We start from the raw sequence: 22166 nt of genomic DNA on the forward strand, positions 1-22166 counted from the left end.
GGCAGGGCCGGCCATCATTTGTGGGGCCGGGGCCGCCTCGGGCGCGGACGCATGGGAGATGGGCGCTGGCGATTCGTATGCCTGCGCGGTCACTGGGACACCTGTGCCCGCCATCGGGGTCGTCGGTGCCGATGGCGGAAGCTGCGGCTCCGTCTGCGCGGGAGGTACTGCGCCAGTGCCTGAGAGCGGTGTGCCGGCCTGCAGACCCTTGTCGAAACTGTGCATCAACTCGCCCGGGGTTGCGGTCTGGGGCGGGCCGCCGCCTGCGAACTGTCCGCCGGGCATGCCCGACGTCGGAGGGCCAGACATGGCCGAGCTAGGCGAGCCGAGCGATGGCGCTCCCGGCATTGAGCCGCCACCACCACCGCCGTGAGACAGCGAAGGAGCGGACGCCATCGGCGCTGCGGGCTGTGCGGGTGCGGGTGGCGGCGCTTGTGGTCCTGGGATTTTGGCGTTCTTTGCCAGATTCATCGGGGACGGGGTACTAGATGGCGAAGACGTGGGCGGGAGTGTCCCAGGCGGAAGACGGGCGCTGTGTGTCAACGAAATCGGCGAGTCGGGAGGCGTGGGGTTCTGGTTAAGCGGAAGCTTGGCGCCGTTGGCGAAGCCCATCGGTGAGCCATCGTTCTCGATGAACTTCTTTGCTCCTTGTTCCAAGGTCTGTTGGTCCTCTGGGTGTCGGAACATATTCCCGGCGTCGAGACCGTGAGCCTGCGCGAACTGCCGAGCCGATTGTCCTCCTGGCCCTTCAGCGTCGAGAACCCGCTGCATCGCATCGAAGACGTTGCCGGACCATTTTGCTGCTGCCATGCTAGCCAGCGTTCGGCCTTGATTGATTGCGGCAACGATCTGCGTAACCTTGGCTTCCGTTGGTTCCTTCGACTTTTTAATATCGTCGATCTGTTGGTTGTATTCGTTAGCCAAATGGGTCAAGTCTTGTTGGAGGCTCACCATGCTGTTGTAGGCGGATTCGTACGCGCCCTCTTTAGTGCCATTCTTTTCGGCTACCTGGCGAGCTTGTTCTTCGCCTTGACGGAAAGCATTGCGAAGATCGTCGGCCGTATAGCCCTGTTGGTTCGCGAGTGGGCCACTTTGGGCGTTGCGCAGCATATCCGCGAAGTGCGTAAAACCTGTCTTGATATTTCCGCGGTTTAACTTGCCGTGCGATAGCGCCGCAAGATCTTCGTCATCGGGCCATTGATCACCGATGAGCGTCAGTGACCATTCGCCACTAGGAAACATCATTTGTGCAGCCTGTCTATAGCGGATGTGGCCTCATTGCAATAATTTCATTTGCAGAGACCTGAGATTGTTGTGTGTGCGTCATTTCCAGCACGAACCAAGGGGTCGAGTTCCGAATCGGGCGCTTCGGCGAGGTATCCGATTGCGAGCTGTTGATAGATGTTTGCCAGATTTCGGACCGCTGCCGCGAGGTCAGATGGCGTTGCTGGCAGTTCGGCAAGTTTTGTCGAAAGGTAGCGGCTTCCCACATCGAAAACTTGCCGGGAGCTAGTCGCTACCGCGAGCATTCCTGTCGGATCGCTACCCCCGTTTCGCGCACCAGCTACATCCCCCGCTTTGCGCACCTGTGCGTAGGCGCTGCATATCGCTGTCTTGGCATCAGAGATCTGCTGGTTGGAATAGGTGGGCGCGGCAGCGGCCGGTGGCTTCGCCGGCACGGGCCGAAACCAACCAACTATGGCGACGCCGAGCGTTATGAGAAGTGCGACTGACAAAAATGCGAACATCGGCCACTGCCGTCTCTGTGGCGGCGGCATCGCCGGTGGCCAGGGCGGTGGGACGGGCGGACCGGTCGGGTGCGGGGGCAGATTCGACACTGCGTGATCCTATCGGCTGTATGTGGTTCGGAGAGTCATTTCCTGTTTGGTGACGCCGCACGAATCTTGGAGCTCGGATGACCGACTACGCTCAGAATCAAGTCGAAAGACGTTCGTAGGCAACGCCTCTAGTGCTGAGCAAGACTCAGCCGGTCGACTACTGGCGGTTTGAGTCTGGATCATTTTCGTCCCGCTTCTGATCCGGCAAGAGGATTCGCCGACTCGCAATCGGTTTGCCCTCAAGACGTTTGACAACCTCGGGCGATGGCGGGGGCGTGGTGATACGACCCTGTACCGGGGCGCCGTTCTTGACCGTCGGCGCGACAATCCTTTTGGTGTCCGGCTTTTCGTCTTTGCTCGAACCCCCGGCGCCGTGCATGGCGCCGGGCGGCATCATCGGCATCCCGCCCATTCCGCCTCGCGGCGCGCTGGTTGGTGCTCCGGAACCCGGTGAACCCGTTGATGCGCTGTGCGCCGCCGCGGGCTCGGTGCCAGCCGTCGGAGCAGGAAGCGGCCCCAGCATCGCGGTAGGTGTGGTGCCGAGACCTCCGCCGCCGAGACCTCCACCACCGCCGCCAAGCCCAGCGCCGCTGGTGGCGCCCGTCAACGAGGCAGGTAAGGCGCCCGCTGCAGCCGCTCCTCCCGCGCCATGCTGCAGCGCACCCATACCGGCTTGCATGGCCTGCATCGCCTGCTGCGGGAGCTGGGTTAGGGGTTGCGTCAAACCGCTCATGGCCCCCGACAGGCCGCCTAACATGCCCGACATCATCTGCGGAATCTGCTGGACCATCTGTGCCATGTCGCTCGGCTGGGCCGCCTTCTGCGCCGAGTCCGCTTCGTTAGCGGGGAATTTGGCGAGGGCGTCGTTGGTCTTCGCGTCACGTTCCGCGTACCCGGCATCGGCTGCGGAGGTGTCAGCAGGATCACCGGTATTAGCAGCGACGCCAAAGATTGCCAGCAACTGACTCATGAGCGAGCGTCCCATGGCCAGCTGATCGGGTGTGATCCCAGGAGGGGGAGGTCCCCCGCCCAGCTTGGCAAGCGAGTCGAGGTCGATCTGTATCCGGTCCCCGCTCACGACGACCTCCCGCCCAGCGGCTCACGCTTGACGTCGGCACCCGCACGGAAAGACGGGTCGGCTGCACAGCGCAGCGAATCGGTGCGGAGCAACATCCCATCCTCCCCAGCTATCGCGACTTCGATATCGCTATCGAGCGGTCTCCATTCATGAATGAGGCAGGTCCGAATTGGACAACATGCCCCCGCATGCCCTGATGGCGAGGCTAATCACGGTACGAATGCCGGTCAATTCACCACGGCGATGAGCTTGCCCCGAAAAGTGGGACCGAACCGAGTAACCCGACCGGCTACTCGCTGCGGTCGAGGAGATCCGACGAGCCCAGCACGCGCTCTATCTGGACCTCGATGACCACGCGTCGCGGGTTGGGACGGGGAGTGCGATACCGCTGCGCGTAGCGCAATTCCGCGTCGCGCACGGCATCGGCGTCGTTGTTCACCTTGGAGCGGCCCTCTAGCGACAGCCACCGGGCCCCGTCCACCTGGCTGAGCACAGCAACCCCGGCCCGATCCGCGTTGACGGCCTTCTGCGACCCGCCGGTGGTGATGACCCGCGCGATGTGCGTCTTGGGGTCGAAGGTGAATCCCACGGCCACCACATGAGGCGAGTTGTCGGCCCGAAGCGTGGTCAGCATGGCCAGATGACGTTCGGACAGAAACGCCAAGGCGTCGTCAGTGAGCCGTGTAGTGGTGTTCGTCATCACTGCCCACGCTAGCGCAGGTGATAATCGCAGCCGTGGACGACACGGGCGCGGGACCAGTTCTCATCCTGGGTGGCCGCAGCGAGATCGGCATCGAACTCGCGCGACTCCTGGCGCCCGGCGCAACGGTCGTACTGGCCGCGCGCAGGGCCGAACAGCTCGATGACCAGGTCGCGACGTTGCGAGAGGCCGGTGCCGCAGCGGTGCACACCACGGAATTCGACGCCGACGACCTGGCCTCGCACGGCCCGCTGGTCGCCTCGGTCATCGCCGACCATGGCCCCATCGGCGTCGCGGTGCTGGCCTTCGGCATCCTCGGCGACCAGGCCCGCGCCGAGGTCGACGCCACGCACGCGGCCGCCATCGTGCACACCGATTTCGTCGCGCAGGTCAGCCTGCTCACCCATCTGGCCGTCGCGATGCGGACTGCCGGGCGCGGATCCTTGGTGGTGTTCTCCTCGGTCGCCGGCGTTCGGGTACGTCGCGCCAACTACGTCTACGGCTCGGCCAAGGCCGGGCTGGACGGGTTCGCCAGCGGGCTGGCCGACGCGCTGCACGACACGGGGGTGCACCTGCTCATCGCGCGCCCGGGATTCGTCATCGGGCGGATGACTCAAGGGATGGCGCCCGCACCGCTGTCCAGCACTCCCGATCAGGTGGCGGCGGCCACCGCGCGTGCGCTGGCCAAAGGTCGCCGGGTCGTCTGGATTCCCTGGGCATTGCGGGGCTGGCCGGTCGTGCGGCTGCTGCCGCAATTCATCTGGCGCAGGATGCCGCGATGATCATCGTGGTCGGCGTCGGCGCCGACGGCATGGCGGGCCTTATGCAATCGTCGATAGACGAATTACGCAGGGCCACTGTCATTTACGGATCGCCGCGTCAGCTCGCCCTGCTTGACGACACTGTAATGGCCCCCCGCCGCGAGTGGCCGTCGCCGATGCTGCCCGCACTGGAATCGCTGCCCGTAGACGACGAGATCCACGTCATCGCCAGCGGTGACCCGCTGCTGCACGGCATCGGCGGCACCTTGATCCGCCTGCACGGCGCCGACAACGTGCGGGTACTACCGCACGTGTCGTCAGTGACGCTGGCGTGTGCCCGCATGGGCTGGAACGTGCACGACACCGAGGTGATCAGTCTGGTCACGGCGCAGCCGCACACCGCGGTGCGCCGCGGCGGTCAGGCGATCGTGCTGTCGCAAGGCCGATCCACACCGAAAACGCTTGCGGCACTGCTCAACACGCATGGCCGTGGCGAATCCGAAATCAGCGTGCTTGAACAACTTGGCGGCCCAGCCGAAAAAAGGCGCGACGGCACCGCGGGCGAGTGGGCCCGTCAAGCACCCGAGGACATCGACGATCTCAACGTGATCGCCGTCCGTTACCTGCCCGACGAGCGCCTGTCGCCGTTGCCTGACGATGCGTTCGCCCACGACGGCATGATCACCAAACACGGAATCCGGGCGCTGACCCTTGCGGCGCTGCAGCCGCGGCCGGGGGAGCGGCTGTGGGACGTCGGCGCGGGCTCGGGCAGCATCGCGATCGAATGGTGCCTGCAGTGGCCCGGCTGCGCCGCCGTGGCGTTCGAACACGACGAGCAGCGCCGCCACAACATCGGCATCAACGCCGCGGCCTCGGGCGTGGCTATCGACATACGTGACAAAGCCCCCGACGCATTCGACGGTGCGGCGGCCCCATCCGCCATCTTCATCGGCGGCGGCCTCACGCAGCCCGGTCTCCTGGACGCCTGCCTGGACAGGCTGCCCGCCGGTGGACGTCTGGTTGCCAACGCCGTCACCATCGAATCGGAAAGCTTGCTAGCCCAGTCATATTCGCGACTTGGCGGGCAGCTGCGACGCTTCCAGCACTATCAGGGGGAACCGCTGGGCGGATTCACCGGTTGGCGACCCCGGCACCCGGTCACCCAATGGGCGGTGACGAGGTGACGGTCTATTTCATCGGTGCGGGCCCCGGTGCCGCCGACCTGATCACCGTCCGCGGTCAGCGCCTGCTGCAGCGCTGCACGGTGTGCCTGTTCGCCGGTTCGATCATGCCCGACGACCTGCTGGCCCTCTGCCCGCCCGACGCGAAAATCGTTGACACCGGACCGTTAACACTCGAGCAGATCGTCGCCGAACTCGCCGACGCCGACGCCGCCGGCCACGACGTGGCGCGGCTGCATTCCGGGGATCCGTCGCTGTACAGCGCGCTCGCGGAGCAATGCCGCCGGCTCGACGCGCTAGGCATCACCTACGAAATCGTCCCGGGCGTAACGGCTTTCGCCGCCGCCGCCGCGGCGCTCAACCGCGAACTCACCGTTCCAGGGGTGGCGCAGACGGTCACGCTGACCCGCGTGTCGACCCTGTCAACGCCCATGCCGCCCGGCGAAGACCTGGCAACCCTCGCCCAATTCGGCGGCACCCTGGTGCTGTACCTGGCTGCGGCCCAGATCGACACCATCGTTCCCGAACTGCTCGCCAACGGCTACACGCCCGAAACCCCAGCCGCGGCAGTGGCTTTCGCGAGCTGGCCGCAGCAGACTGTGCTGCGCGGCACCCTGGCCGACCTTGCGGCCCAGATGCACGAAGCCAACATCACCAAAACCGCGGTCATCATCGTCGGACAGGTGTTGGCCGCCGAGGGATTCACCGACAGCTACCTCTACTCGACGGCACGCCGTGCCAAAGGCGCGCACTGATGCGCGTGCTGCTGCTCGGCGGGACCGGCGAAGCCCGGGCGCTGGCGAAAGCCCTGCATCGCCACGTCGACATCGTCAGCTCGCTGGCCGGCCGGGTGCCCGATCCCGCCCTACCGGTCGGGCCGGTGCGCATCGGCGGTTTCGGTGGCGTCGACGGGTTAAAGCGCTGGCTGCGCGACGAAGGCATCGACGCCGTCGTGGACGCCACCCATCCGTTCGCGGCCACCATGACCGCGCACGCCGCCGAAGCGTGCGACGCATTGCGCGTACCGCACCTGGTGCTGGCTCGTCCGGCGTGGGACCCCGGTGCTGCCATTGTCGTAAAATCAGACGCTAAAGCGGCGGAAGCGATTGCAGAACAAGGCTATTCAAGAATTTTTCTCACGACTGGCCGCACCGGGGTCGGCGCGTTCACAGGCAGCGACGCGTGGTTTCTGATCCGCGCGGTCACGGAACCGGACAGCGCCTCACTGCCGCGCTCGCATCAGCTGCTGTTGTCCCGCGGCCCGTACTACTACGACGACGAATTCGCGCTGTTGCAGACGCATCGCATCGACGCACTTGTCACCAAAAACAGCGGCGGCAATATGACCCGGGCGAAGCTTGATGCGGCTGTCGCACTTGATGTTCCGGTGGTGATGGTGGCGCGCCCGCCGGCGCCACACGGCGTGAAGACCGTGGGCAGCGTCAATCAAGCCGCCGACTGGGTCGCCGGGCTGGGCTAACCGGTGAGGTCGTCGCGTTCGGCGTCGGCCAGCAGCGCATCGCGCGCGCGGGCCACCCGGGATCGGATGGTGCCGACGGGGCAACCGCATACCGCTGCGGCGTCGGCGTAGGGCAGGCCGAGCAGTTGGGTGAGCAGCAGGGCTTCGCGCTGTTCGGTGGTGAGGTTGGCGATCATGGTGGTCACCTCGACCAGGTCTTCGAATCCGCGGGCGTGCCGGTCGCTGGTGCGCACGTGCTCGGGGTTGGCGCCCGGTGCCGTACGTGGCCGGGACTGGATGTGTCGCACGTGGTCGGCGACGACGCGACGCGCGATGGCCAGCAGCCAGGTCCGGGCCGACGAGCGGCCCGAAAATCGTTGAATCGCACCGATTGCCCGCAAAAACGTCTCTTGCGTCAGGTCGTCGGCGCTGCCCGCGTCCGACAGGTAGGTGACGAATCGCCACACGTCTTGCTGGGTGGCTTTGATGAACGCCTCGAGCGCTCGCTGATTGCCACGCGCGGCTGCCAAGGCGAGTTCGGTCACGGCCTCGTCGTCGCTTGACGCGGTCATGGCAAACCACCTTAATTGCGCGGGTCCGCTGAGTCTACGACCGTCCGTCGTAGTGCCCGCGGCCGGGGCGGGCAAATGCAACACGCGGTTGATCGGCCACAGGTGGCCGCGTCGTCGTTCGGCCGAGGATCCGGCGGGCCGGGCGGGGATTTCGGTGTCGAAGTCGAAGTCCCGTGGCCGGTCGGCCCCCGCCCGCTCGCGGGCCACCAACACCGCGAACACCAGGCCCAGCAGTATCGGAACGTGGCTGGCGACGCGCGTCGCGGTCACCTCTCCCTTGAGGGCATCGGCGGCCACGTACGCCACGAGCGCCAACGAATACGCGCCGGCAATCGCCGCGACACCGATTGCGGTGACGGGCCAGATGCCGGCGGCGATCATCGCCGTCCCCAGCGCCAGCAACCACGCGGTGGACTCGTGCATCAGGTGCTCACCCGACATCGCCCCGTGCATGTGGTGGGCCGACACCATGCCGAAGCTGATGCCGCTGATCTGTGCGGCCGCGATCGCGACCTGGAACAGGCCCACCGCAATGAGGCCCCACCGCCGGTAGTGCGACCGCAGCGCGCGCATCCAGCGCTGCTGCGTCGTCGAGTCCTCGTGGAGGCTGGCCAGGATCTTGTTGACCAGATCCGGCCCCTCTCCGGGCGGAATAGAGGCGAGGCGCCGCGTCTGTACCGCCGCGCTGATCAGCCAGGTGCGGCAGCCGCGGCAGGTGTCCAGGTGCGCATCGACCTGTTGTGGGAGCACGTCGGGACGCTCGCCGTCCAGTCGCGCTGACAGCGCCTCACGTGCAACCTCACACCGCATCCTTGCATCGTCGCGCATGCCCGCGCTGCGCGCAAAGACGCGATGCGGTGGCGAGTGGAACTAATCCGCGCCAGCAAACGACCACTGGAGACAAGTCCCTCAGCCCGCAGCCATCGAAGGGGTGCTCGTGCTCGTTTCCCAAGGTCACCGACGATGACCACTCCGATTTGGATGGCCTTTCCGCCGGAAGTGCACTCGACATTGCTGAGCAGCGGCCCCGGTCCGGGTCCGTTGCTGGCGGCCGCGGGAACCTGGTCGTCGCTGAGCGCCGAATATATCGACGCGGCAGACGAACTCACCGCGCGGCTGGGCGCGGTGCAGGCGGGCGCGTGGCAGGGCCCCAGCGCCGAGCAGTATGTCGCAGCGCATGCTCCGTATCTGAGCTGGCTGCTCGACAGCGCCGCGAAGAGTCAGACCGCGGCCGCGGTGCACGAAACGGCGGCCGGCGCCTACGCCGTCGCGCTGGCCGCCATGCCCACCCTGGGCGAACTCGCGGCAAATCATGTCGTGCACGGCGCCCTTGTCGCGACGAACTTTTTTGGCGTCAACACCATCCCCATCGCCGTGAACGAGGCCGACTACGCACGCATGTGGGTGCAGGCCGCCGCGACGATGACCAGTTATCAGGCCGTCAGTGAATCTGCGTTGGCGGCGGTGCCGGAGACCGCGCCCGCACCGCGGATCCTCGCGGCGGCCACCACGGCGTCAGACACCACCACCGCCGCCGCGGACGCTCAAACGACGCCCACCTATCCGTCCTGGATGGATCAACTCGCCAAATGGCTGCAGCAGTACACGAGTAGCTTCGCGTGGCCGGTCTCGAAGGACCTCAACCCCGGTGGCTGGCCCTTTCCGCCGTTGCCGTTCGTCAACGCGATCACAAATTTTTTCCAGGCATTTGGCTTCTCGCCGACGCTCGCGACCGCGATCGGCTGGGCCACGTTCCACACCTTCATGATCTTCTATCCGTTCATCCAGACGGCCATTCAGCTCGCCGTCGTCGCGGTGATTCCGGCGATGGTCGTGGTGGCCGCCGCTGGTGCCGGCGCGGCGGCGGGGACGGCCGCGATTGCTATCGGAACTGCCGTGCCGCTGTCGACCCAGCCGCCACTGCCCGCGGCGGCCGCTCCGATGCCGACCGCGCCGGCTCCGGCGGTGTCGGCCAGCGTTCCGGCAAGCGCGAGCAGCGGGGCACCCGCAACCAGCCCCGCACTGGCGAATGCTGCCCCCTCCAGCGGTGCCGGACCGGTCGGTGGGGGCCCCGGCGTCGGCTTCGGTCCGACCAGTTCGACCGGGATCGGTCTGTCCGATGCGTTGTACGCCGTCGGTCTGTCGGGCTTGTCGGCACGCAGCAGCGCGAGCAGTCGTGCCCGTCGCGAATCCGAGGAACCCTCGCCGGATGACGCGGACGCCCCGGCCGCGGCGGCGGCCGCATCGGCCAAAAAGCGGGCACGCGCCCGGCGGAGCCGGGCAGCGACAGTCACGGATCGCGCATACCGCTACGAATTCATGGACGTGGAGGACGATCTCGCGGCCGACCCCGGGCCGCACGACCAGCCCGGGGGAGCGGTCGCAGAATCCGGCCAGGCGGCCGGACTACTCGGATTTGCCGGGGCGGCAGCCAAATTCGAGACGGCCCCGGCGGCGGGCCTGACGACGTTGGCCGGAGACGGTGTACATGACGGTCCGGCAGTGCCGATGCTGCCGAGCAGCTGGGGTCACGGTTCGCTGAAAGACTCTGACTAACAAGCATTTTCGAGAAGGGTAGGCGCCTCCCGCGGTCCGCGAGTGGTAGGCGCCGGCGTTTCGGCTCTCCGGGGTGCAGGCAGTCGCCATCGGCCGTATCATCTTGGGACTAACAATTTGCCAGCTCGGGGGCGGTCGTCGGATCGCTTTATCAGCAAACCGCGACTCATTCACGGCAAAGGAGCCATCGCTGAAGTGAAGGACGATTCCAAATCCGGCAGAAAGCCCCATCGCGACCAGCAGTGGGCCTATCCACCGCCGATCGAGAACCTCGAAACGTGGACTGTCATGAACTGGGATTGGTTCGACCCGGCGCACTCCCACCGCATTTTGTGGCCCAACGAACACTACAAACCCGACCTCGACATCCTTGTCGCGGGCTGCGGCACCAACCAAGCGGCGATCTATGCGTTCACGAATCCCAAGGCCAACGTCGTCGCGATAGACGTCAACCAGGCCGCGCTCGACCATGAGCAATATCTCAAAGACAAATACAGCCTGGACAATTTGGAACTGCGGCTACTGCCCATTGGCGAGCTGTCCACGCTGAACCGCGATTTCGACCTCGTGGTCGCGACCGGGGTGTTGGATCACGTCCGCGACCCGCAGGCGGGCCTGCACGCCCTCGCGAGTTGTCTGCGCAAAGACGGCGTCATCGCCGGCATGGTCAATGCGAAATACGGCCGGGTAGGCGTCGAGCTTCTCGAATCGGTCTTCCGCGACATGGGATTGCGTCAGGACAAGGCGTCGATCAAGTTGGTCAAAGAGGTCATCTCGGTGCTGCCTAAGGGCCACCCGTTGCGCGACTACGTGAAACTGGTGGACGACTTGAAGTCCGACGAAGCTCTCGTCGAGGCGTTTCTGCATACCCCGCAGCGCAGTTTTACCGTGGACGACTGTATTGAGCTCGTGACATCCGCTGAGCTGACTTTCCAGGGATGGTTTCACAAAATGCCGTATTACCCGCACGACTTGTTCGCGCCGAACAGCAAATTCCATCTCTTCATCGATGCGATGCCGGAGAGCAAGGTCTGGTCCGTGATGGAACGCATCCAGACGATGAATACCTCCCATTTTTTCATGGCCTGCCGTCGGGACCGGCCGAAAAAGCACTACAAGGTTGACTTTTCGAAGGTCGCCTCCCTCGACTACGTGCCGCTGCTGCGCACCCGCTGCGGCGTCACCGACACCGAGATGTTCGGGCCGGGATGGCGGTTGCCCCTCAGCCCCGCCGAGTTGGCCTTTGCCCGGCAGATCGACGGCAGTCGCACCATCCGCGAGATAGCCGAGTCGGTGGCCGCGGGTGACGACCATCCCGAGAACAGCGCCGGTGAACTCGGGAAATTCGGCCGCAAGCTCTTTCAGTCGCTGTGGCGTCTGGACCTGGTCGCCGTCGCCTTGTAGGCGGGAATCAGGCCGGATAACGCCGGGGAGTGAACACCCGGTCGCCGGAATCGCTTGCATGCCACTGGGTTTGGGACGACCCGACGATCAGCAGGCAGCGCATGTCGACATCGGCGGGATTTAGGTCGGCCAGCCGCACCACCCGCACGCCTTCGTCGGGCCCGGACACGTTGCGCCCGATCACCACCGGCGTGCCGGGTTCGCGGTGGGTCAGCAGCAGGTCGCGCATCGCGCCGACCTGCCAGGTCCGCGTCTTCGAGGCCGGGTTATAAATGGCCAGCACCAAATCGGCGGCCGCGGCGGCGGCGAGCCGCTCCGCGATGACCTCCCAGGGTTTGAGCCGGTCGGACAACGACAGCACCGCGTAGTCGTGGCCCAACGGGGCACCGACCCGGCTGGCGACGGCCTGCGCGGCGGTCATCCCCGGAACGACGCGAATTTGCACTCCGGGCCACTGTTTGGCTTCTTCGAGCACGGCGGTGGCCATCGCGAACACCCCGGGATCACCCGACGAGACCACCGCCACGGCGCGGCCCTGCTCGGCCAGCGTGCAGGCCAATCGCGCACGGGCGGCTTCGTCGGTGTTGTCACTGGGATGCCGCTGCTGGCCGTCGCGAACGGGGACGCGATTCAGGTAGTTCGCGTAGCCGATCAAATCGGTCGCGGTGGCCAGCTCGCGTCGGCTCTGCGGTGTCATCCAGTCGTTGCCGCCGGGGCCCAACCCGATCACCGTGACGGTGCCGGGCGCCGACGATTGCCGCTTAGCCCGTCGTCCGCCCGGCAGCATCGCCAGCGAGAAATACGGAACGCTGGTTTCATCGACCTCCGCCGCGGGCAGTACCCGTTCTGTCGCGGTGCTGGCGCGCTCCACGTACAGTGCGTCGCTGAGTTGACCGGATGCCGAAAGTGCTTCCCGTACAGCGTGATACGAACGACCAAGCTTGAGCACTACGGCGGCGTCGGCGTCGGCGAGCCGCCTGGTCAGCTCGGCGACGGGCAAGGTGCCCGGCAGTATCGACAGCACTTCGTCACCGGCCACCAGCGGTGTGGCGATGGCGGCCGAGGCGGCGCTCACCGACGTTACGCCCGGCACGATGACGGCGTCGAACCGCTGGGTGAGCCGCGTGTGCAGGTGCATGTACGAGCTGTAGAACAGCGGATCGCCCTCCGCGAGCAGCGCCACGTTGCGCCCCGCGTCCAGATGCGCGGCGATGCGTTGGGCGGCTTCGACATAGAAGTCGTCCATCGCTCCGTCGTAGCCCCCGGGATGATCGGTCACCTCGGTGGTCACGGGGTAGACCAGGTGCTCCTCGATCTGGCCGGGCCGCAGATACGGTTCCGCGATGCCGCGGGCGATACTGCGGCCGTGCCGGGCGCTGTGGTAGGCCACCACGTCGGCCTCACCGATCAGCCGGGCCGCCTTGACGGTCACCAATTCCGGGTCGCCGGGGCCCAGCCCGACCCCCCACAGGGTCCCTCTGCGGTTGCCTTGCGCGGTCATTCGGCGTCGCTCGCGATCGCGTTGACGGCGGCGGCCGCCATGGCGCTGCCGCCGCGGCGGCCCCGCACCACCAGATAGGACATCCCGCGCGGGCGGTCGATGAGCTCCTGCTTGGACTGCGCCGAACCGACGAATCCCACCGGCCCGCCCAGGACCGCGGCCGGGGGTGACACCCCTTCGTCGATCAGTTCGAGAAGCCGGAACAGGGCGGTAGGTGCGTTGCCGATCGCCAGTACTGCTCCGGGCAGCCGGTCGGCCCACAGTTCGACGCCCGCCGCCGAGCGGGTGGTACCCAGCCGCGCGGCCAGCTCGGGGGCGCGCGGATCGGTCACCAGTGACACCACCTCGTTGCCAGCGGGTAGCCGCGCGGCGGTGATGCCCGCGGCCACCATCGACGAATCGCACAGGACCGGGGCGCCGCGGTGCAGGGCGGCGCGGGTTCGCGTGACGACGTCGTCGGTGAAGGCGACGTGCTCGGTGACGTCGACCTGTCCGCAGGTGTGGATCAACCGAACCACCACCCGTGCGACGTCGCTGGGAAATCGCGTCAGGTCGGCTTCGCCGCGAATGGCCGCAAACGACCGGCGGTAGATCTCCGCCGCATCGCGGATGTAGTCGAGCACCTGCTCACCGTAGCGGGCGGTATCCATCGCCGGTCGCCAGCAGCACCTGCCCGGAAGCCGGGCTACCGCATGCGCGTTCGCAGCCGACGAAATGTCGACGGACATCCGACTCGGTCTCGAGTGAGCCCGCGGCGTCCGCGCGCACGTCGGCCGCGGACCGTGCGCAACCGGGGCTGCCGGTGCAGGCGCTGACATTCAGCCAGGGAGAATTCTCGTCGAACACCAAGCCCAACGGCGCCAGCACCCGCAGCGCCACATCGGCGACGGCCTCGTCGAGATCGCACACCAGCACCGACCGCCAGGGCGTGATCACCAGTGGGGCCTCGATGGCCGCAAGGTATTCAGCCACACGTGCCGGCAGCACGCCCAACGGCACCGCGGCGCCCAGCGTGATGCGGCCTTGCTGTTTCGGCGCGTCCTGATCGATCCAGCCGACCGCTGGCCGGGTAACGGCCGGAAACCCTTCGCCGAGCTGGGCTCCCGGCCACAGGGCAGCGGGATCGTCCAATTCGTTGACCCGCCAAGCGTTTCCACGTATCTCGGTGAACCGCATCGCGACGGCGATCAGTGCCGGGACGACGTCCTCGCCCGCCAGCCGGACACCGGTGTCTCGGCCCGCCAGCAGCAGCCCGCAGCCGTCCTCGAACACGTGCACACCGACGTCGGCGCCCAGGCCGGAGACGTCGGCGCGGCCGTCGTCGAGGCTGCACCAGAAGCGGCCGCCCAGCTCCACCAGTGTGGGCTCGGCGCGGATCGCCGCGTCCAACTCCTGCACCCAGGGCCGCACATCGGCGTGTCCGCCGACGCGGCCGGAGAGCGGCGACGCGACGATATTGCGGACCCGCTCGTGCGTCGCCGATGGCAACAGTCCCGCCGCCGCGATCGTTTCGGCGGCCGCCGTCACGTCGGTGATAGCGCGCAGTTGGAGATTGCCGCGCGCGGTCAGCTCCAGCGTGCCGGAGCCGAGCCCGTTCGACACGCCGGCCAGCGCCGTCAGCTGCGCGGCAGTGATCGCCCCGCCGGGCAGCCGGACCCGCACCAGCGCGCCGTCGGCGGCCTGGTGTACCTGCAGCGCACCCGGACAGGCATCGGTATCGCGACCTCGGACCACCTGACCACGGTACGACTGCGCGGTTGCCGTTCAAACGGTATGCGTTGCCGCCCCTTCTGTGGCAAAGTTTGCCGAGGGGGCAAACTCTGGGCACGGAGAGCTCTGATGTTCGGGATAGCGAATCGTTTAGCACTCATCGTCCCGGCCGCCTTCGCGCTGGCCGTTGTCGCCACCTCTATGTGGCCAGCAGTAAGTAATGCGGCCCAATGCGGCGAAGGAACCCAGTACGACGCACCTTCCAACATGTGCGTGGTCGCTGCGCAGGCGCCGCCACCGCAAGCTCTGCCGCCCCCGGCCCCTAACGGGCCCCGACCGAACGTCTGGGTCGGCATCTGCGCGCCCATCCGAATTGTGAGTATCTGCGCCGGGATATGAGCCTGTCGGATTGCGTCTGGAAACTTTGGCGCTACCAACTATTCGCAGCAAATTTAGAGCAGTCGGACATCATGACGCGCTAACCAGGGATAACTCGGAAGGGAAGTAAACGAATGAACATTGCGGCGGCCTTAAAGACCCCCATAGTCGTAGGAACGTTTGCGGCTATCGCGCTTTCATCGATTGGAGCAGCAGTCGCGCATGCAGATCCTACGGGTGACTTCCTTGCTCTGGCGCGCTCGCAGGGGATCGGTGTCGGCCGGCCGGATGGTTACCTGATCGAGGATGCCAAGGAAGTCTGCGACCTGCTCGACTACCAAGAGCAGGCCTACACATACCTCAATCAGAACGCCGGTCTTGACCGAGCGCATGCCGCCCTGTTTCTCCGCGATTCGGTCAATTACTACTGCCCGCAGTTCGCGTTTAAATTGCCGCCTCAGTAGTCCAGCATCGAACACGACACGAACCCTCCCCGGCGCCGCCAGCGCGCGCTCCAGCGCGGTTACGGTACGAATGAGGGGTGGCTGAGCCGACCGTCCTGTTGCTGTCGACGTCCGATACCGACCTGATCAGCGCGCGGGCTAGCGGCAGGAACTATCGGTGGGCCAACCCGTCGCGGCTCTCCGACGAAGTGCTCCCCGATTTGCTGGCCGGCGCGTCGATCGTGGTGGTCCGGATCCTCGGCGGCTACCGCGCCTGGCAGAGCGGCATCGATGCGGTGATCGCCAGCGGGGTCCCGACCGTGCTGGTCAGCGGCGAGCAGGCGGCCGACGCGGAGCTGACCGGTCTGTCCACGCTTGCCGCCGGCATCGCGGTCCAGGCGCACATCTACCTGGCCTACGGCGGCGTGGACAATCTGCGGCAGCTGCACGCGTTCCTGTCGGACACCGTCCTGATGACCGGATTCGGTTTCACCGAGCCGGTGATGACGCCGACCTGGGGCGAGCTGGAGCGGCCGCACGCCAGGAGCGCGGACGGCCCGACGATCGCGGTGCTGTCCTACCGCGCGCAGCACCTGGCCGGGAACACCGCCTACGTCGAGGCACTGTGCCGGGCCATCGAGGACGCCGGCGCGCGACCGCTGCCGGTCTACTGCGCGTCGCTGCGTACCGCCGAATCGGATCTGCTGCAGCGGCTTGGCGATGCCGATGCCATGGTGGTGACGGTGCTGGCGGCCGGGGGACTGAAACCCGCGACGGCGTCCGCCGGTGGCGAGGACGACAGCTGGAACGTCGAACACCTTGCGGCCCTGGATGTTCCGATATTGCAGGGACTGTGTCTGACAAGCTCGCGAGCCCAGTGGTATGACAACAACGACGGCCTGTCCCCGCTCGACGTCGCCACCCAGGTGGCGGTGCCCGAGTTCGACGGCCGGATCATCACGGTTCCGTTCTCGTTCAAGGAAATCGACGACGACGGGCTGATCTCCTATGTCGCCGACCCGGAACGCTGCGCCCGTGTCGCGGGCCTCGCCGTCCGGCACGCGCAGCTGCGCAGCGTCGGGCCCGCCGACAAACGGGTGGCGTTGGTGTTCTCGGCCTATCCCACCAAGCACGCCCGCATCGGCAACGCCGTCGGGCTCGACACGCCGGCCAGCGCCGTCGCCCTGCTGCGTGCCATGCGAGATCGTGGGTATCAGGTGGGCGATCTGCCTGGCGTCGAGGCCGGCGACGGCGACGCGCTGATCCACGCGTTGATCGAACGCGGTGGGCAAGACCCGGACTGGCTGACCGAAGGGCAACTGACCGGCAATCCAATCCGACTGTCCGCCAAGGACTATCGCGACTGGTTCGCCACGCTGCCCGCCGAGCTCACCGATGCGGTGACCAAGCACTGGGGTCCGGCGCCCGGGGAACTCTTCGTCGACCGCAGCCACGATCCGGACGGCGAAATCGTCATCGCCGCAATGCAAGCCGGCAACCTGGTGCTGATGGTGCAGCCGCCGCGCGGCTTCGGCGAAAACCCGGTTGCCATCTACCACGACCCGGATCTGCCGCCCAGCCACCACTATCTGGCCGCCTACCACTGGCTGGACGCTGGATTCGGATCGCACGCCATCGTGCACCTCGGCAAGCACGGCAACCTGGAATGGTTGCCCGGCAAGACGCTGGGCATGTCGGCGGCGTGTGGATCCGATGCCGCGCTGGGCAACCTGCCGCTGGTCTACCCCTTTCTTGTCAACGATCCCGGCGAGGGCACCCAGGCCAAGCGGCGAGCCCACGCGGTCCTCGTCGACCATCTCATCCCGCCCATGGCGCGCGCCGAATCCTACGGCGACATCGCCCGTTTGGAACAGCTGCTCGACGAGCATGCCAACGTCGCCGCGCTGGATCCCGGCAAGCTGCCCGCCATTCGCCAGCAGATCTGGACGCTGATCCGGGCCGCGAAGATGGACCACGATCTGGGCCTGACCGAACGCCCGGAGGACGACTCGTTCGATGACATGCTGCTGCACGTCGACGGGTGGCTGTGCGAGATCAAGGATGTCCAGATCCGCGACGGATTGCACATCCTGGGCCAAAAACCAACGGGGGAAACCGAACTCGACCTGGTGCTCGCGATCCTGCGGGCCCGCCAGTTGTTCGGCGGCGAGCAGGCCATCCCCGGCCTGCGACAGGTGCTGGGCTTGGCTGAGGACGGCACCGACGAACGGTCCGCGGTGGACCAGGCCGAGGCCGCCGCCCGCGAACTGGTGGCCGCGCTGCAAGCCACCGGCTGGGATCCCGCCGCAGTGGACGGCATCACCGGCGATCCCGACATCGCGACGGTACTGCGGTTCGCGGCTACCGAAGTGGTGCCGCGGCTGGCCGGCACTTCTGCCGAAATCGAGCAGGTGCTGAGGGCTTTGGACGGTCGATTCATCCCGTCCGGTCCGTCGGGGTCGCCGCTGCGTGGCCTGGTCAACGTGCTGCCCACCGGGCGCAACTTCTACTCCGTCGACCCCAAAGCGATCCCGTCGCGGTTGGCCTGGGAAGCCGGTGTGGCACTGGCGGATTCGCTGCTGACCCGATACCGCGACGATCACGGGCAGTGGCCGCAATCCGTCGGGCTGTCGGTGTGGGGCACCTCGGCCATGCGCACCGCGGGCGACGACATCGCCGAAGTCCTGGCGTTGCTGGGCGCTCGGCCCGTCTGGGATGACGCATCGCGACGCGTCGTCGGATTGACGCCGATTCCGCTGGCCGAGCTGGGCCGCCCGCGCATCGACGTGACGGTGCGGATCTCCGGGTTCTTCCGGGATGCCTTCCCACATGTCGTGACGATGCTCGACGACGCCGTGCGCCTGGTTGCCGACCTGGACGAGCCGGCCGAAGACAACTACGTCCGCGCGCACGCGCAGGCTGACCTCGCTCAGCATGGCGATCAACGTCGCTCCACCACAAGGATTTTCGGCTCCAAGCCCGGCACGTATGGCGCGGGGTTGCTGCAGCTGATAGACAGCCGTAACTGGCGGGACGACGCCGACCTGGCGCAGGTGTACACCGCATGGGGCGGCTTCGCCTATGGGCGTGACCTGGACGGCCGCGAGGCCGTGGACGACATGAACCGCCAATACCGGCGGATCGCGGTGGCCGCCAAGAACACCGACACTCGCGAGCACGACATCGCCGACTCCGACGACTACTTCCAATACCACGGCGGCATGATCGCCACGGTGCGGGCACTGACCGGCCAAGCACCGGCCGCCTACATCGGCGACAACACCCGACCCGACGCGATCCGCACCCGGACGCTGTCGGAGGAGACCGCTCGGGTCTTCCGCGCTCGTGTGGTCAATCCCCGGTGGATGGCGGCGATGCGCCGGCATGGCTACAAGGGCGCTTTCGAGATGGCGGCCACCGTCGACTACCTGTTCGGCTACGACGCCACCGCCGGGGTGATGGCGGACTGGATGTATGAACAGCTCACCGAGCGTTATGTGCTGGACCCGGAGAACCGGAAATTCATGACGGAGTCCAACCCGTGGGCGTTGCACGGCATGGCCGAACGGCTGCTGGAGGCGGCCGGTCGCGGCATGTGGGCCGAACCGCAACCGGAAATCCTCGACGGCCTGCGCCAGGCCCTGCTGGAAACCGAGGGCGACCTGGAGGGATAGGGTGTCACGCTCGCGGCCTCGCGGCTCGGGCCGTCTCGCCCTTCGCATAGTGATATCGCATCCGCTATCACTATCGAAGTTCTGTCATGCCCGCCGGCGCGTGGCTGACGCGGCGCATGTGCCCGGTTAGTTCAGATGAAGTCCGACCCGCCGTCCACGTTCACCGTCGCCCCAGTGACATAGCCGTTTCGCTGCGACCCGAGGTATGCGGTGATGGACGCGACCTCTTCGGGAAGCCCGGCCCGACCGAGATCACAGGGCTGCGCCCACGGCTGAGAATGTCAACGTTCCCGAGTAGGTTGGCATCCGTGACGCCAACCTTCGCCGACCTCGCGAAAGCCCAATACATTTTGCTGACCACCTTCACTAAGGACGGCAGAGAAAAGCCGACGCCGATCTGGGCCGCCGTCGACGGCGATCGGCTGCTGGTCATCACTCAGGAAAAGTCGTGGAAGGTCAAGCGGATCCGCAACACCCCAAGGGTCACGCTGGCCACCTGCACCATGCGCGGCCAGGCGACGAGCGAGGCCGTCGAGGGCGTGGCGGAGGTGCTCGACAAGTCGGAGACGGCCGCCGTGTACGACGCGATAGGCAAGCGCTACGGCCTCCTGGGCAAGGTCTTCAACCTCTTCAGCAAGCTACGCGGCGGCATGGACAACAACGTCGGCCTAGCGCTCCGAGTCGCCCCGAGCTAGCCGCCATGGGCGCGGTGCTGATTCCGATTCCCGATCGCGACTTCGACCCGACCGAGGTTGCGGTCAGCTGGCGCGTGTTGACGCGCAACGGTCATCGGGTGGTCTTCACCACCGAAAGCGGCATGCCCGCAGAGGCCGACGACATCATGGTGACCGGCCGGGGCTTGGACGTGTGGTCGAAAGTGCCTCTGCTGGGCAGTATTCCGGTCATCGGACTGATGCTGCGCGCCAACAAGGACGGTCGCGACGCCTACGCTCGCATGCTGCAGTCGGCGGAATACCAGCAGCCGGTGAGCTGGAGCCAGGCCAGCCTGGACGGCATCGACGCGTTACTGCTGCCCGGCGGTCATCGCGCCCGCGGAATGCGCAGCTATATCGACAGCGACGTCCTGCATCGACTGGTCGTCGACGCCTTCGCCCGCGGCGTGATTGTGGCCGCGATCTGCCACGGCGTACTGCTGGCCGCGCGCAGCATTGATCCCGTGACGGGACGCTCGGTGCTCTACGGACGCACGACCACCGCGCTCACCTGGGCGATGGAGCGCCTGGCGTGGCGGCTCACCCGGCTGACCCGGTTCTGGGATCCCGACTACTACCGGACCTACACCGAACAACCCGGGCAGCCCGGTGGCTACATGTCCGTGCAGTCCGAAGTCACCCGGGCGCTGCGCGACCCCAAGGACTTTCGTGATGTTGAGCCCGGTTCTGCACACCGATTGCTCAAGTCCTCCGGGATGGCGCGCGACACCGCGACCGACTCGCGGCCTGCCTTCGTCGTCGACGACGGCAACTACGTGTCGGCACGCTGGCCCGGCGACACCCACACCTTCGCAAACGTGTTGTCGCAGAAGCTGATGCCGTAGTCGGCTAGGTCGCCGCTTGCGCTCCGAGGTGCTCGCCGAAGAACGAGAACACGCGGTCCCACGCGTCGTCGGTCGCGGCCTGGTCGTAGCCGAATCCGCTGATCCGCAGCAGCGGCTGGGCGGGCAGGGCGTTCGCGAAGCTGTGCCCGACGCCCGGGTAGACCTTGATGTCGTTGGTGATGTTTTTGGCCGCGGTCACTTCGCGCAGCTTTTCGGGCGCGCCCTTACCCAGCGGGTCGCGGCCACCGAAGCTCGCCACGATCGGGCAGGCTCCGTCCAGCGTCGCGCTGAGGTTTTTCGGCAGGGGAGCGCCATAGAACGGCGCTGAGGCACCAAAACCTTTGGGCGACATGACAAGTGCGAACTGACCGCCCATGCAGAAGCCGGCGATCCCCACCTGCCCGGTGCAGTCCGGTCGCGACTGCAGGTAATCCCGGGCGGCCAGGATGTCGTCGAGTGCACGTCCGCGCTGCGTCGTCAGCTCACGCATGACCCGGGTGATGCAGCGGACGCGCCCACCTCGCGCGTACATGTTCGGGGTGATCGCCACGTAACCCGCCCTGGCGATGCGGTCGTTGGTCGACTCCTTGTCCCGGCCGTAGCCGAACGCGTCGTGGATCACCACGACACCCGGCCACGGACCCTCGCCCGGAGGAGTGTTCAGCAGTGCATCGATCGGTCCGTCAGGGGTATCGATCTCAATCGTGGTCATACCGTCATCTAACTGCAGCCGCACCACCGGTCACCAGGGGAACTCTGGCGCGACCCGCAGACGTTGGGATGACATGGTGAGCCGGCTACTACTCGTCTACGCCGTCGTCGAGCTGGCGGCGGTCTTCGCGCTGGTGTGGACCCTCGGATGGGGTTGGACCCTGCTGATCATGCTCGCGACGTTCGTCCTCGGGTGGGGCCTGTTGGCCCCGCTGGCCGGATCGCAGCTGCTCCACCAGGTCGGGCGCTTGCGTTCGGGTGCGCAAGAACCGCAGAGCACGCTGGGTGACGGCGCTCTGGTCACCGTGGCCACCGGCCTGGTCCTGGTCCCTGGGTTGGTCACCACGGTCGTGGGCACGCTGCTGCTCCTGCGCCCGGTGCGCGCCGTCGCTGGCCCTGGCGTGACCGCGATCGCGCTGCGCAGTCTGCAGCGGCGTGCGCCGCTGGTCAGCTTTGGCACTGCCTTCACCGAATCCCGCCGCGGATATGCCGCAGGATTCGCTGAACGCCGCGATTACATCGATGGCGAGGTCATCGACGTCACGGAATTCGACCCACCTGCCTTGCCGACGAATACGGTCGATGACCAGCCCCCGCGGCGGCCACGCTCGTACTGATTGCCCTGCGCGCGTACTGATTGCC

Annotated in this window: 19 protein-coding genes and 2 pseudogenes; 12 read left to right on the forward strand and 9 right to left on the reverse strand. The window is 66.7% G+C overall.

All coding sequences use genetic code 11. From position 1 onward, the window contains the following. Positions 1 to 675 precede the first annotated feature (675 nt). On the forward strand, positions 676 to 1155 hold the full coding sequence (locus MNAB215_RS22470; RefSeq protein ID WP_131829163.1) for a hypothetical protein: 480 nt from the start codon (positions 676 to 678) through the stop codon (positions 1153 to 1155). Between the two features lie 840 nt (positions 1156 to 1995). On the opposite strand, the gene MNAB215_RS22480 is transcribed toward MNAB215_RS22470, so the two are convergent. Then, on the reverse strand, positions 1996 to 2916 hold the full coding sequence (locus tag MNAB215_RS22480; RefSeq protein WP_083746214.1) for a hypothetical protein: 921 nt from the start codon (positions 2914 to 2916) through the stop codon (positions 1996 to 1998). Between the two features lie 289 nt (positions 2917 to 3205). Beyond that, the gene (locus MNAB215_RS22485; RefSeq protein ID WP_077080760.1) at positions 3206 to 3616 is read right to left on the reverse strand and encodes a F420-dependent biliverdin reductase; all 411 of its coding nucleotides are present in this window, start codon (positions 3614 to 3616) and stop codon (positions 3206 to 3208) included. Positions 3617 to 3651: 35 nt separating this feature from the next. On the opposite strand from MNAB215_RS22485, the gene dprE2 reads away from it, so the two are divergent. From dprE2 to MNAB215_RS22505, 4 genes are read left to right on the forward strand one after another with little or no spacing between them, the layout of a single operon-like run. Beyond that, positions 3652 to 4398 (forward strand): decaprenylphospho-beta-D-erythro-pentofuranosid-2-ulose 2-reductase, encoded by a 747-nt coding sequence (dprE2, locus tag MNAB215_RS22490; RefSeq protein ID WP_077082238.1) that lies wholly within the window; start codon positions 3652 to 3654, stop codon positions 4396 to 4398. Next, the gene (cbiE, locus tag MNAB215_RS22495) at positions 4395 to 5561 is read left to right on the forward strand and encodes a precorrin-6y C5,15-methyltransferase (decarboxylating) subunit CbiE (protein ID WP_077080761.1); all 1167 of its coding nucleotides are present in this window, start codon (positions 4395 to 4397) and stop codon (positions 5559 to 5561) included. The genes dprE2 and cbiE overlap by 4 nt, the downstream gene beginning before the upstream one ends. Beyond that, positions 5558 to 6313, forward strand: a complete 756-nt coding sequence (gene cobM / locus MNAB215_RS22500; protein ID WP_077080762.1) for a precorrin-4 C(11)-methyltransferase — start codon at positions 5558 to 5560, stop codon at positions 6311 to 6313. The genes cbiE and cobM overlap by 4 nt, the downstream gene beginning before the upstream one ends. Continuing rightward, on the forward strand, positions 6313 to 7038 hold the full coding sequence (locus tag MNAB215_RS22505) for a cobalt-precorrin-6A reductase (protein WP_077080763.1): 726 nt from the start codon (positions 6313 to 6315) through the stop codon (positions 7036 to 7038). The genes cobM and MNAB215_RS22505 overlap by 1 nt, the downstream gene beginning before the upstream one ends. On the opposite strand, the gene sigC is transcribed toward MNAB215_RS22505, so the two are convergent. After that, on the reverse strand, positions 7035 to 7589 hold the full coding sequence (sigC, locus tag MNAB215_RS30335) for an RNA polymerase sigma factor SigC (protein ID WP_245830468.1): 555 nt from the start codon (positions 7587 to 7589) through the stop codon (positions 7035 to 7037). The two genes, MNAB215_RS22505 and sigC, sit on opposite strands and share 4 nt — an antisense overlap. Before the next feature lie 189 nt (positions 7590 to 7778). Continuing rightward, positions 7779 to 8417, reverse strand: a pseudogene (locus tag MNAB215_RS30340) (DUF2275 domain-containing protein); the annotation flags it as partial. Positions 8418 to 8552: 135 nt separating this feature from the next. On the opposite strand from MNAB215_RS30340, the gene MNAB215_RS22515 reads away from it, so the two are divergent. Together MNAB215_RS22515 and MNAB215_RS22520 are read left to right on the forward strand one after the other, a co-directional pair. Further along, entirely contained in the window at positions 8553 to 10145 is a 1593-nt protein-coding gene (locus tag MNAB215_RS22515) for a PPE family protein (RefSeq protein ID WP_077080764.1), read from the forward strand. A 195-nt stretch (positions 10146 to 10340) separates the two neighbouring features. After that, positions 10341 to 11549 carry a class I SAM-dependent methyltransferase gene (locus MNAB215_RS22520; protein ID WP_077080765.1) on the forward strand — a complete coding sequence of 403 codons (1209 nt, stop codon included), beginning with the start codon at positions 10341 to 10343 and terminating at the stop codon, positions 11547 to 11549. Between the two features lie 7 nt (positions 11550 to 11556). Here the strand turns inward: MNAB215_RS22520 and MNAB215_RS22525 are convergent, their stop codons facing one another. Genes MNAB215_RS22525 through cobG form a run of 3 tightly spaced genes read right to left on the reverse strand, consistent with a single transcriptional unit; the run spans position 11557 to position 14784 of the window. After that, on the reverse strand, positions 11557 to 13050 hold the full coding sequence (locus tag MNAB215_RS22525; protein WP_077080766.1) for a precorrin-2 C(20)-methyltransferase: 1494 nt from the start codon (positions 13048 to 13050) through the stop codon (positions 11557 to 11559). Next, positions 13047 to 13673: a precorrin-8X methylmutase gene (locus tag MNAB215_RS22530; protein ID WP_077082240.1), complete on the reverse strand. Its 627-nt coding sequence runs from the start codon at positions 13671 to 13673 to the stop codon at positions 13047 to 13049. The genes MNAB215_RS22525 and MNAB215_RS22530 overlap by 4 nt, the downstream gene beginning before the upstream one ends. 4 nt (positions 13674 to 13677) lie before the next feature. Next, a complete protein-coding gene (gene cobG, locus MNAB215_RS22535; protein WP_077080767.1) occupies positions 13678 to 14784 on the reverse strand; it encodes a precorrin-3B synthase in 1107 nt (368 codons plus the stop codon). Positions 14785 to 15272: 488 nt separating this feature from the next. On the opposite strand from cobG, the gene MNAB215_RS22545 reads away from it, so the two are divergent. After that, complete coding sequence (locus tag MNAB215_RS22545) at positions 15273 to 15602, forward strand: DUF732 domain-containing protein (protein ID WP_077080769.1); 330 nt, start codon at positions 15273 to 15275, stop codon at positions 15600 to 15602. 77 nt (positions 15603 to 15679) lie between these two features. Then, a complete protein-coding gene (gene cobN / locus MNAB215_RS22550; RefSeq protein WP_077080770.1) occupies positions 15680 to 19255 on the forward strand; it encodes a cobaltochelatase subunit CobN in 3576 nt (1191 codons plus the stop codon). Between the two features lie 131 nt (positions 19256 to 19386). Here the strand turns inward: cobN and MNAB215_RS22555 are convergent. Continuing rightward, positions 19387 to 19518 (reverse strand): annotated as a pseudogene (locus MNAB215_RS22555) (SDR family oxidoreductase); the annotation flags it as partial. 45 nt (positions 19519 to 19563) lie between these two features. On the opposite strand from MNAB215_RS22555, the gene MNAB215_RS22560 reads away from it, so the two are divergent. Both MNAB215_RS22560 and MNAB215_RS22565 read left to right on the forward strand, forming a co-directional pair. Beyond that, positions 19564 to 19950 (forward strand): PPOX class F420-dependent oxidoreductase, encoded by a 387-nt coding sequence (locus MNAB215_RS22560; RefSeq protein ID WP_077080771.1) that lies wholly within the window; start codon positions 19564 to 19566, stop codon positions 19948 to 19950. A 5-nt stretch (positions 19951 to 19955) separates the two neighbouring features. After that, on the forward strand, positions 19956 to 20813 hold the full coding sequence (locus MNAB215_RS22565) for a type 1 glutamine amidotransferase domain-containing protein (RefSeq protein ID WP_077080772.1): 858 nt from the start codon (positions 19956 to 19958) through the stop codon (positions 20811 to 20813). A 4-nt stretch (positions 20814 to 20817) separates the two neighbouring features. Here MNAB215_RS22565 and MNAB215_RS22570 read toward each other — a convergent pair whose 3' ends face one another. Next, complete coding sequence (locus tag MNAB215_RS22570; protein ID WP_077082241.1) at positions 20818 to 21525, reverse strand: dienelactone hydrolase family protein; 708 nt, start codon at positions 21523 to 21525, stop codon at positions 20818 to 20820. Positions 21526 to 21598: 73 nt separating this feature from the next. Between MNAB215_RS22570 and MNAB215_RS22575 the strand changes: the two genes are divergently transcribed. Then, positions 21599 to 22141 (forward strand): FxsA family protein, encoded by a 543-nt coding sequence (locus tag MNAB215_RS22575; RefSeq protein ID WP_077080773.1) that lies wholly within the window; start codon positions 21599 to 21601, stop codon positions 22139 to 22141. The last annotated feature ends 25 nt before the right edge of the window (positions 22142 to 22166 follow it).

Source organism: Mycobacterium numidiamassiliense (genome assembly GCF_900157365.1).
Lineage (GTDB): Bacteria > Actinomycetota > Actinomycetes > Mycobacteriales > Mycobacteriaceae > Mycobacterium > Mycobacterium numidiamassiliense.

Bases quoted from the DNA above. Each gene is read 5' to 3' on its own strand.
- MNAB215_RS22485 (WP_077080760.1), bottom strand. From the start codon at position 3,616: ATGACGAACACCACTACACGGCTCACTGACGACGCCTTGGCGTTTCTG.
- cbiE (WP_077080761.1), top strand. From the start codon at position 4,395: ATGATCATCGTGGTCGGCGTCGGCGCCGACGGCATGGCGGGCCTTATG.
- MNAB215_RS22505 (WP_077080763.1), top strand. From the start codon at position 6,313: ATGCGCGTGCTGCTGCTCGGCGGGACCGGCGAAGCCCGGGCGCTGGCG.
- sigC (WP_245830468.1), bottom strand. From the start codon at position 7,589: ATGACCGCGTCAAGCGACGACGAGGCCGTGACCGAACTCGCCTTGGCA.
- MNAB215_RS22515 (WP_077080764.1), top strand. From the start codon at position 8,553: ATGACCACTCCGATTTGGATGGCCTTTCCGCCGGAAGTGCACTCGACA.
- MNAB215_RS22525 (WP_077080766.1), bottom strand. From the start codon at position 13,050: ATGACCGCGCAAGGCAACCGCAGAGGGACCCTGTGGGGGGTCGGGCTG.
- MNAB215_RS22545 (WP_077080769.1), top strand. From the start codon at position 15,273: ATGAACATTGCGGCGGCCTTAAAGACCCCCATAGTCGTAGGAACGTTT.
- MNAB215_RS22565 (WP_077080772.1), top strand. From the start codon at position 19,956: ATGGGCGCGGTGCTGATTCCGATTCCCGATCGCGACTTCGACCCGACC.
- MNAB215_RS22570 (WP_077082241.1), bottom strand. From the start codon at position 21,525: ATGACCACGATTGAGATCGATACCCCTGACGGACCGATCGATGCACTG.
- MNAB215_RS22575 (WP_077080773.1), top strand. From the start codon at position 21,599: ATGGTGAGCCGGCTACTACTCGTCTACGCCGTCGTCGAGCTGGCGGCG.